We start from the raw sequence: 4,121 nt of genomic DNA, 5'->3' as shown, positions 1-4,121 counted from the left end.
GCGCAGATACGCCGGCGCGGCATCGGTGTATGAGCGCGTCGCATTTTGCATGCGCCCGAAGAAAGCAATCATGCCGGAGGTATCGTACTGCGCCTCGCGCAAGATCTGAAGACCGATCCGATCGGCTTCGCGCTCGGCGTCGCGGCTGAAATTGAGCTGGCGCTGCAAGGCCATTCCCTGTCCGCCCATGAGCAAGGCAGCCGAGGCATCCGGATTGGAGCGCGCCGCCAGCGCGGCCAGCACCGCCGAGGCCAGTGGAATCAAGGCATCCTGACGCTGCTTGCCCAGCATGCGCGCAATATGGCGTTGCGCAACGTGACCGATTTCATGCGCGACAACCGAGGCCAGTTCGGACTCATTCTGCGCAGCCAGAATGAGCGCCGAATGCACACCGATGAATCCCCCCGGCAGAGCGAAGGCATTCAGCATCGGATCGCGTACCGCAAAGAAGAAGAAGTCATAACCAGCCTCCCCACGCGCCTCCGGCCGCGCCGCAACCAGGCCAGAGCCGAAGTTGTTGAGATATTCCAACAGCGGCGCATCATCCAGGTAATCGCGATCACGACGAATGTCGCGCATGATTTGTTCGCCAAGCTTGCGCTCCATCAGCGGAGACAATTCGCCGCGCTCGGTGTCGCCGAGGCTGGGGAGGGTTTGCGCGGTTGTCAGTGATGGCGCCGCAACCGCGGGCAGCAAGCACATCAAGGCAATACCGATGACACTCAAAAGACGCATCGTTGTATGAAAATGAAAGAGAGAATGTGTTAATTTTACGGTGCTATGATACCCCCACTAGTAGTTCGTTCAAGAATCCTCACGATCCATTCTCCATGAATATCAAGAAAGACGAAAAAAATGCCGTTGCCGAGAACGGTGGGCTTACCCATTTCGACGAGGCCGGCCAGGCACATATGGTTGATGTCGGTGCCAAAAATGAAACGCATCGCATCGCCGTGGCGACTGGAATCATTCACATGAAACCGGAGACGCTTGCCATCATCCAGTCCGGGACAGCGAAAAAAGGCGACGTGTTGGGAATTGCTAGGGTTGCTGCGATCATGGCGGCGAAGCGTACGAGCGATTTGATCCCGCTTTGTCATCCATTGGCGCTGACGAGGGTGGCGGTAGATTTCGATATTGATGTGGCACAGTCAAGTGTGACATGCACTGCACGAGTGGAGACGTTTGGAAAAACGGGGGTGGAGATGGAAGCGCTGACTGCCGTGCAGATTGGATTGCTGACGATTTACGATATGTGCAAAGCGGTGGATCGTGGAATGGCCATCTCCGATGTCAAAGTACGCGAAAAGCATGGTGGAAAATCAGGGGATTGGGTAGTGTCGGCGTCGTAGCCAACGCGGCATGATTCGTGGTGACCTCATTAATAGTATAGTTGAAAAATAAAAACTCCCCGGCCTGTCTTCAGCTCGGGGAGTTTCGTTGATAGGGTGAAATACGCTCGGCGATTTTCCCTACACCTGCATGTCAGCGCTTGTTGCCAGCACCTTTCACAAAGCCTGTCTTGTTTTCCATCGTATCGCTGGCCGTCGACAGGCAGGAAATATTTCCACCGGTGTCCGGCGCGCAGTCGGCTTCATAGATGTATCCGCCAATGGTTGTAGCGCCAGTGAACTTAATCGTGACCTTGCCAGCACCGCCAGTCAGACCGACAATAGTGGATGAATTTTGCGGTGTAGGCAGCACGCTTCCGGCAAAGCCAAAGGCGTTAAGTTCGGCGACGGTCACGCAGTTGGTGCCGTCATTGTTGTTGTTTTGCATGCATTGGAAAATGGCTTGTTTCACGCCGTCAATGCCGGTTACGGCAGCGCCCCATTTCGACTTCAACACATAATCCTGATATTGCGGGATCGCCACTGCTGCCAGAATACCAATGATCGCAACCACGATCATCAATTCAATCAGCGTGAAGCCGCGCTGTACACGTTGCACCATTTTCATCGATTTCATGTTGTTTCTCCCATTTGGAAAGTAGGCGGAACGGTCGCCCCGCTTTCCATACTGCAACGAGCGTGCCAGCGGGAATTCTTTACAATTCGCGCCGTTTTAGGTGTGTCCCAACAATTTTTGTTAGGTAACTGACGATATTTGTCAGGCTCGTGACAAGTCTCGTTTTTAAAAATCGGTGATATTTAGAGAATGTCATTCAGACCGGCAAATTTCGGGGGTATTATCAATTCAGCAAGAACTGCATATGTGCGCCGGATAAATCAATGACGTCCCCGTGCGTCAACCGGCAGGTTTCCGTCCCAATGGGCTTTCCATTGATCAAAGGGCAATTTACTCCTTCAATATGGGCAATCGAGTAACCGTCCGTCTGCACCATGATGGCGGCAACTTGTACTCCCGGCCTGCCTATCGTAGTAATTGCCCTGTTTAACGGAGTTTCGCGTCCTGCGGTGGCTCCATTCAGCACTTTGATTCTGGCGATATGATTTGCGCCTAGATCATGGCCGGAATGCCTGATTACCTCATTCGAAGGGCCGGGAAAATCGGTGCCCTCATCCCTCGCATACGTGATCCGATACTGCGCCAACTCGACAATATCCTCGTCCTGCAAGAAATGTTTCTTGACCGGCTGTCCATTGACCTGTGTGCCGTTGGTACTGTTCAGATCTTCCAGATACGAGTCGACATCTCGCGTGACGATGACCGCGTGTTCCGCACTGATCGCGAGGTCATCTATCACAATGTCGTTGTGCGGCCGGCGTCCGATGGTGACACGCTCTTTGCAGAGCTTCACTTCCCGCAATACCTTATCGCCCTTGGAAAGGATGATCTTTGCCACGTCGTTCTCCGACTATTTTTTCTTTGGCCGAGTCATTTAACCCACCCCAGGATACGTTCCAGCAGACCAGGTTCCTCGGCATTGATTGATTGAATTCGGATGAGAATTGCCGAAATATTGTCGTGTCCTCCGTTGTCGTTCGCCCTTTGCACAAGGTCATCGCAAACATGCTCCAGTGTCTCTTGCGAATTGGCCAATAGCCCGCCTATTTCCTCCGGGAGAAGCATGTCGGACAAGCCATCCGAACAAAGAAGGTAAATATCGCCAAGCTCCACGATATGCTCATGAACTTCCACACTCAATTCCGGACCAACGCCGACCGCCCTGGTCACGAGATTCTTGTTTTGCGAAAAACGCGCCCATTCGGGGCTGACGAGCCCGGCATCGATTTGCTCCTGCAACAGGGAATGATCTCGCGTTAGCTGGGCAAATTCTCCCTGGCGCAATCGGTAGGCACGCGAGTCGCCAACATGCGCCACGATCATTTTATCGTGGTGGAAAACCGCCGCAACGACCGTTGTTCCCATTCCACTATATTGCGGTTCGACGCGTGCCGCATCAAGAATGGCGGCGTTGGACTTTTGAATCGCTTCAGTGAGCAACTGCTGTATTAGGCGATGGCGCGACGTACGTGAATCGCCCTGTTGATCCCGCATTCTCTGGAGGCCGTCTTCCAGTACCTGGCCGACGACGGAAACTGCGATTCGACTTGCAATCTCCCCCGCACTATAGCCGCCCATCCCATCAGCAAGAATGGCAAAGCCGTACCCTGGGCTAACTGCAACCGCATCTTCATTTTGCGATCGCACGAGCCCGGTGTCGGTTTTTGCAGCGAATTCCAGCCCTGCGTTGTTCATGGGACGATTATACGTGGTGCCTTGAATTGAAGCACAAGGTGTTCCTGCCCGCATGCTTGCCGCTGCCGAAAACAAAACAGGGAGCACATAGCTCCCTGTTTGTTACATCGGCTGGCTTTCTGACACGGCGATGATTACAACGCCGCCTTCAGCAAACGCCCCATTTCCGACGGGTTCTTGGTGACCTTGATGCCGCACGCTTCCATGATTTCCAGTTTTGCTTGCGCAGTGTCTGCGCCACCGGAAATCAATGCGCCGGCATGGCCCATGCGCTTGCCAGGAGGGGCCGTGACGCCAGCGATAAAGCCGATCACCGGTTTCTTCATGTTGTCCTTGATCCAGTACGAAGCATTCGCTTCATCCGGACCACCGATTTCACCGATCATGATGACGGCATCGGTGTCGGGGTCGTCGTTGAACATCTTCATGACGTCGATGTGCTTCAGGCCATTGATCGG

General features: G+C 53.9%; 5 protein-coding genes and 1 pseudogene. 1 reads left to right on the top strand and 5 read right to left on the bottom strand.

Annotated features, from left to right (window positions below):
• Positions 1–735 (bottom strand): M48 family metalloprotease (locus VJ651_RS20295; protein WP_414691367.1); only part of this gene is annotated, 735 nt, incomplete at its 3' end.
• A gap of 95 nt (positions 736–830) precedes the next feature.
• On the opposite strand from VJ651_RS20295, the gene moaC reads away from it, so the two are divergent.
• Positions 831–1,352: a cyclic pyranopterin monophosphate synthase MoaC gene (moaC, locus tag VJ651_RS20290; protein ID WP_324109167.1), complete on the top strand. Its 522-nt coding sequence runs from the start codon at positions 831–833 to the stop codon at positions 1,350–1,352.
• A gap of 133 nt (positions 1,353–1,485) precedes the next feature.
• Here moaC and VJ651_RS20285 read toward each other — a convergent pair whose 3' ends face one another.
• From VJ651_RS20285 to VJ651_RS20270, 4 genes and pseudogenes are all read right to left on the bottom strand, one after another.
• Positions 1,486–1,968, bottom strand: a complete 483-nt coding sequence (locus VJ651_RS20285) for a pilin (protein ID WP_324109166.1) — start codon at positions 1,966–1,968, stop codon at positions 1,486–1,488.
• Between the two features lie 223 nt (positions 1,969–2,191).
• Positions 2,192–2,806 carry an FHA domain-containing protein gene (locus tag VJ651_RS20280; RefSeq protein WP_324109165.1) on the bottom strand — a complete coding sequence of 205 codons (615 nt, stop codon included), beginning with the start codon at positions 2,804–2,806 and terminating at the stop codon, positions 2,192–2,194.
• A gap of 32 nt (positions 2,807–2,838) precedes the next feature.
• A complete protein-coding gene (locus tag VJ651_RS20275) occupies positions 2,839–3,663 on the bottom strand; it encodes a Stp1/IreP family PP2C-type Ser/Thr phosphatase (protein WP_324109164.1) in 825 nt (274 codons plus the stop codon).
• Between the two features lie 134 nt (positions 3,664–3,797).
• A pseudogene (locus tag VJ651_RS20270) lies at positions 3,798–4,121 on the bottom strand (succinate--CoA ligase subunit alpha); the annotation flags it as partial.

It is taken from the genome of Noviherbaspirillum sp. (assembly GCF_035254865.1).
Lineage (GTDB): Bacteria > Pseudomonadota > Gammaproteobacteria > Burkholderiales > Burkholderiaceae_D > Noviherbaspirillum.
This window is presented reverse-complemented; position numbering and strand designations above follow the sequence as displayed.